The sequence below is a fragment of the Deferribacterota bacterium genome (assembly GCA_034189185.1).
GTDB lineage: Bacteria > Chrysiogenota > Deferribacteres > Deferribacterales > UBA228 > UBA228.
The window spans coordinates 1-6,016 of the sequence record JAXHVM010000111.1; the positions used below are offsets into that span (position 1 = coordinate 1).

At 31.0% G+C, this 6,016-nt stretch carries 8 protein-coding genes; 2 read left to right on the top strand and 6 right to left on the bottom strand.

What is annotated here, in order from left to right:
* On the bottom strand, positions 1–595 hold a 595-nt coding region (locus SVN78_07705), incomplete at its 3' end, for an adenosylcobinamide-GDP ribazoletransferase (GenBank protein ID MDY6821488.1).
* 26 nt (positions 596–621) lie between these two features.
* On the opposite strand from SVN78_07705, the gene SVN78_07710 reads away from it, so the two are divergent.
* On the top strand, positions 622–1,341 hold the full coding sequence (locus SVN78_07710; protein MDY6821489.1) for a polyphenol oxidase family protein: 720 nt from the start codon (positions 622–624) through the stop codon (positions 1,339–1,341).
* Entirely contained in the window at positions 1,341–2,027 is a 687-nt protein-coding gene (locus SVN78_07715; protein MDY6821490.1) for a YggS family pyridoxal phosphate-dependent enzyme, read from the top strand. Before SVN78_07710 ends, SVN78_07715 begins: the two co-directional genes overlap by 1 nt.
* Positions 2,028–2,031: 4 nt before the next feature.
* Here SVN78_07715 and SVN78_07720 read toward each other — a convergent pair whose 3' ends face one another.
* From SVN78_07720 to SVN78_07740, 5 genes are all read right to left on the bottom strand, one after another.
* Positions 2,032–2,739: a methyltransferase gene (locus SVN78_07720; GenBank protein MDY6821491.1), complete on the bottom strand. Its 708-nt coding sequence runs from the start codon at positions 2,737–2,739 to the stop codon at positions 2,032–2,034.
* Positions 2,736–3,146, bottom strand: coding sequence for an ATP synthase F1 subunit epsilon (gene atpC, locus SVN78_07725; GenBank protein MDY6821492.1), 411 nt, complete (start codon positions 3,144–3,146; stop codon positions 2,736–2,738). The genes SVN78_07720 and atpC overlap by 4 nt, the downstream gene beginning before the upstream one ends.
* Before the next feature lie 4 nt (positions 3,147–3,150).
* Positions 3,151–4,563, bottom strand: coding sequence for a F0F1 ATP synthase subunit beta (gene atpD / locus SVN78_07730; protein ID MDY6821493.1), 1,413 nt, complete (start codon positions 4,561–4,563; stop codon positions 3,151–3,153).
* Between the two features lie 14 nt (positions 4,564–4,577).
* A complete protein-coding gene (gene atpG / locus SVN78_07735) occupies positions 4,578–5,435 on the bottom strand; it encodes an ATP synthase F1 subunit gamma (GenBank protein MDY6821494.1) in 858 nt (285 codons plus the stop codon).
* An 11-nt stretch (positions 5,436–5,446) separates the two neighbouring features.
* The coding region (locus tag SVN78_07740; GenBank protein MDY6821495.1) for a F0F1 ATP synthase subunit alpha at positions 5,447–6,016 on the bottom strand (570 nt) is incomplete at its 5' end.

Here is a 6,016-nt window from a genome sequence, read left to right on the forward strand (position 1 = left end):
AAATAATTATCAAATATATAAATTTAAAATTAAATAAAATTGAAAATATTAAAATTAATAAGCCATAAATTAACATTGTATTATTTTTATTATTAAAAAAATTTTTATTAATACTATTCTCTCTAATATAAGGAAGTCTATATATGGCTATTACCATAGAAAAGCGTGAATAGGCTGGGATAAACAATAGATAGATGGAGTTTTCTAAAATAGTAAAACATGAAAATTTTACTAAGAGGTTTAAAACAAGTGATATTGCTCCCATAGTACCAATTCTACTATCTTTCATAATATTAAGTTTTTCTTTGGTAGTTTTATGTGAAAAGATTGCATCAGATGTATCAGCTAATCCATCTATATGTATTGCTCCTGTTAAAAATATATAGATTATAACTTGTATTAATGGTATGATTTCTATATCAATAAAAGTTAATCCGTATAAAATAAATCCTAAAAATAAACCTATTAGCGGAAATGCTCTAACTGAGTTATTCGGGCTAAAATCATTAATTGGTATTTTAATAACTGTCAAAAATACTAACGCAGAAAACAAAGAGTTAGCTTCTTTTTTTAAAAAACCAGTCTTAACAGTCATTTATTTTTAATATATATTTAATATTTATGCTTAAGACAATAGATAATAATCTAGTAATAGAAATTGAATATTTAGGCATTAAATACAATATTCTTACAACTACTAAATATTCACAACTATTTCAGGTTTTAGATAGTGAGGACTCTAAAAACACAAAAAAATATATGATCAATCATAACTTATTAAAAGAAGACTTTGGAATAGAAAGGGTACTTATACCAAAGCAAAATCACACAAACAACATAGAATTTGTAAACAAATCTACTAAAGGTAGTCTTTTATGTGATGGTCTATTAACAAAAGAGAAAAATATTGCCATAGGCATATTAACAGCGGACTGCTATACAGTTCAAATCTTTGGTCAAAATATTATATCTAATATACATTGTGGTTGGAGAGGGATTTATAGTGGTATCATTGAAAAAACAATAGATGCTATAAGAACAAAAAATGAAACAATACTTGGAGCAATTGTAGGTGTGGGTATATGTGAGAAATGCTATACAGTGGATATAAATCTTATAATTAAATTCCAAAATTTATATAAAGACATATTTTATTATAAGGATATTAATGGCAAATTTCATCTATCATTAAGACACATAGTTGATAAAATATTAAAATTAAATGAAGTAACCAATATCTATCACCTAGATTATTGCTCTTCCTGCTCAAAAATGTTATACTCTTATAGAAGAGACAATAAAACAATTAAGAGGATGTTAACATTAGCCTGGATGAAGTAATTAAAAGTAATTTAAGAATAGTTAGAGGTAAAATAAAAAAAGCAGCTAATAAAATTAAAAAGAATCCAAAGGATATAAACCTTGTAGCAGTTAGTAAAACCTTTTCTGTTAACCATATATTAGCTGCCTACAGAGCAGGACAATATATCTTCGGTGAAAATAAGATCCAGGAAGCCTTAGACAAATTAGAGTTATTAAAAGATTATAAGGGGATATCTTTTCACTTTATAGGTCATATTCAGAGCAATAAGGCAAAGTTTCTGCCAAAGAATTTTGATTTAATACAATCAGTTGATAGACAAAAAATAGCTGAGATTATAAATAAAAAAGCAAAGGAATATGGTATTACTCAAAGCATACTTATACAAGTTAACCTAACAAAAGAAAAACAAAAATCAGGGGTTTATCCATCTGATTTAGATAGCTTAATTGAAGCTATCAATAAATTGAACAATTTAAATATAGAAGGCTTTATGTATATACCACCACTAAAAATAAACCCTGAAGATAATAGAGAAAATTTTCGTGGTATGGCAGAGTTATTTCTTCAATATAAAAAACCTTTAGGATTAAAATATCTCTCTATGGGAATGAGCCAAGATTTTGAGGTAGCTATAGAAGAAGGCTCTAACATGGTAAGAATAGGCACAGCTATTTTTGGAGAAAGAAATTACCAAACTAATTAATAACTTAAGTAACTTTAAATATATTTTTAAAATCATCTGTTAGCTTACCATCTACTCTTTGAAAAATAGGTGGTTCAACGGTTAGCCAAGCACCTACATTCTTTCTAAATTCCATAAACGCTAATTTAGCATTACTTTTAGAATCAGCATAAAAGAACTTTAACCTCTTTAATTCTAAATTATAATTCCTTGAGATAGATATTACATTGGCGAGTAGATCAACATCATAGCTTATATACAACAAACCCTTATTTTGAAGATATTTATGAGAAAATCTAAAAATATCTTCGACAGTTAGAAAACTGCCAAACTTTGCATACCTCTCTATGTCATTTAAGCTAGTTCTGCCAGTATTTTCTTGCCTATAAGGTGGATTACATACAATAAGTTCATAACAATATTTAGGCTTATACATTTTAATATCTTTATTAAATACATTTATTTTTAAATTATTTAATGAAATACTTTTAAGGAGACATTCAAAAAGTTCCCTTTGATACTCAACAGCATCTACATTTTCAATGTTTAGATATTTCTCTAAGTAGATTGCTATCACTCCACAACCACTACCAATATCTAATGCTCTTTTGACAAATTTTAGGGGTTTAATAAATCTTGCTAATATTATAGAATCTAGCGAAAATCTGTACCCTATTTTTGGCTGACAAACCTTAAAACTGCAATCAAATATTGTATCTATCGTAAATTCTATCTATACCGCTCCGCTACCTTTACCCTTAACAGCTCTCTCTTGAGTCTTATTTCGGCTTCTTCAATCATTCTAGAATCCTTTTTTCTGACATAATCTAGGTGTTCTTCTGCTTTCTTTTTCTCTTCCAAAGCACTTGCTAAATTTATGTTCTTTCCTAGTTCAGCATTTTCAGCTAATATTATAATATTATTATCTATTACCTCTAGAAAACCATATTCAACCATTGCATAATCATACATATTATCATGCCTATATGTTAACTCGCCCATAGTAAGAGCAGTCAATAAAGGAGCATGATTGCATAATATGCCAAGTTCACCTTCTACGCCAGGTGCTATTAATTCTTCAATATGACATTTTTCAACAATCCTATCTGGGGTTACTAACTCAAAATATAATTTATCCATAATATTACTTATTAGTTTTTAGTTTTTCTGCTTTTTTATAAATATCATCTAGACCACCAACCATATAAAAGGCCCTCTCAGGCAATTCGTCTAACTCACCATTTATTAAAGATTTAAAAGCTTTTATAGTATCCTCTAATTTTACATATATGCCTGGTGTTCCTGTAAATTGTTCAGCAACATGAAAGGGCTGTGAAAAAAGCCTTTGAATCCTTCTAGCTCTTGAAACAATTAGCTTATCTTCATCTGATAACTCTTCCATCCCAAGTATTGCAATAATATCCTGCAACTCTTTATATCTCTGTAATATCTTTTGAACCTCTCTAGCAATATTATAATGCTCTTCCCCAATAATATTTGGATCTAAAATCCTCGAAGTAGAATCAAGGGGATCAACAGCAGGATATATACCAAGCTCTGCAATCTGTCTTGATAAAACCGTAGTTGCATCCAAATGCGCAAAAGTTGTTGCAGGAGCAGGGTCTGTTAGATCGTCTGCAGGAACATATATAGCTTGAACAGATGTTATTGAGCCTTTTTTTGTTGAAGTAATTCTCTCTTGCAATTCTCCCATCTCAGTACCTAAGGTTGGTTGATACCCAACAGCAGATGGCATCCTTCCAAGCAATGCAGAAACCTCTGACCCAGCTTGTGAGAATCTAAAAATATTATCTATAAATAATAACACATCTTGCCTTTCTACATCCCTAAAATATTCCGCAACAGTTAAACCAGAAAGCCCAACCCTTAACCTTGCACCTGGCGGTTCATTCATCTGGCCATATACAAGGGAAACCTTATCTATCACACCTGATTCCTTCATCTCTAGCCAAAGATCATTACCTTCCCTAGTTCTCTCTCCAACACCACTAAAAACTGAATATCCGCCATGTTCTTTAGCTATATTGTTAATTAATTCCATTATTAACACCGTTTTACCAACACCAGCACCACCAAATAAGCCAGTTTTACCACCCTTTGTGTAAGGCTCTAATAAATCTATAACCTTAATACCAGTTTCCAGGATCTCATAGCTTGTCTCCTGATCTTCTAATTGTGGTGCAGGCCTATGAATAGGCCAACGGTCCTTTACCTTTATATCACCTACCTCATCTACAGGTTCACCAATTACATTCATAATGCGTCCTAAAACCTCTTTTCCAACTGGCACATCTATTGATTTGCCTAAATCTCTTGCTTCCATACCCTTTACTAGTCCATCAGTTGATGTCATAGCAACTGTTCTAACATTATTTTCACCCAAATGTTGTTGCACTTCGCAAACAATTCTTCTATTTGTTTTCTCATCGAATATCTCTACAGCATTATAAATCTCAGGTAATTGTTCCGTGTCAAATTTTATATCTACAACTGGCCCAATTATTTGGGTAATCCTACCAATATTTTCCTTACTCAATATTCAACCTCCTTTTACTTGTTTAAAGCCTCTGAACAATTAACAATATCTAATATTTCCGTGGTTATTGCAGCCTGTCTTGCCTTATTATATGATAATATATACCTGTTTATCATATCCCCTGCACTTCTTGTAGCATTATCCATAGCAACCATTCTTGAACCGTGTTCACCAACAGTTGATTCAAGTAGCTTATTATATATAGTAAAATCTACATATCTTTCAACAAGATCAGATAAAAGCTTTTCTGGTGCTGGTTCAAATATATAGCTTGCCTGTTCAAACTCATCTTCTCTAACTAGCTCAACTGGCAATAATTTAAAGCACGTTGGTTGCTGAACAGCAATACTTTTAAATGTATTATATATTATATTTACTTCACCAATTTCACCATCAATATACATATTTTTAATATTAGAAGCTATTTTCTTGGCATCATTATAAAAAATCTTTCCTAAATAATTGGTAAAAGGATGAACAACTTCAAAATTATTTCTAGTCAATGCATTATAACCAACCCTACCTACTGGTAGGGCTATTAAATCCTTCTTATTGTAATCTTTAGAAATATTATTAAACATCTTTAAAATATTCGAGTTAAATGCACCACACAAACCTCTATCAGATGTGACAACAACAAATAATTTTTTTGCACTTGTTCCTGCATAAAAGTAGGGATGACTTATATCCTCTACTGCATAAGCTAGGTTATTTGTCATTTTTCTTATAGAGTCAGCATAGGGTTTTGTCTTATCAAAAGCAGATTGTGCCCTTCTCAATTTAGCTGCAGCAACCATTTTCATTGCCTTTGTTATCTTCTGAGTATTTTTAATTGAGTTTATTTTTCTCTTTATATCTTTGGTACTTCTCATCTATTACTCTTTCACATAAAAGAATTTTTAAACTCCTTAATACTTGCACCTATTCTCTCAGTAAGTGTATCATCTAGTTTCTTCTTATCTCTTATCTCTTTTAATATATCATCATAATTATTCCTGATAAAATTCAAAAATTCTGCTTCAAAGCTAGCAATCTTATCGATATCCAAATCATCTAAAAAACCATTTACACCAGCAAAAATAACCATGATCTGCTCTTCAACAGGCATTGGTTTATACTGACCCTGTTTTAATATTTCAACTAATTTACTACCCCTATTCAATTGATCCTGTGTCGATTTGTCTAGCTCGCTGCCAAATTGTGCAAAAGCTGCTAATTCTCTATATTGAGCCAGATCTAATCTTAATGAGCCAGCAACTTGTTTCATAGCCTTAATTTGAGCCGAACCACCAACCCTTGAGACAGATAACCCAACATTAATTGCAGGTCTAACACCTGCATAAAACAAATCACCTTCTAAATAAATCTGTCCATCAGTGATGGAAATAACATTTGTTGGTATATACGCCGAAACATCTCCTGCTTGGGTTTCTATAATAGGTAGTGCAGTTAA

Bases quoted from the DNA above. Each gene is read 5' to 3' on its own strand.
- SVN78_07710 (MDY6821489.1), top strand. From the start codon at position 622: ATGCTTAAGACAATAGATAATAATCTAGTAATAGAAATTGAATATTTA.
- atpG (MDY6821494.1), bottom strand. From the start codon at position 5,435: ATGAGAAGTACCAAAGATATAAAGAGAAAAATAAACTCAATTAAAAAT.
- atpC (MDY6821492.1), bottom strand. From the start codon at position 3,146: ATGGATAAATTATATTTTGAGTTAGTAACCCCAGATAGGATTGTTGAA.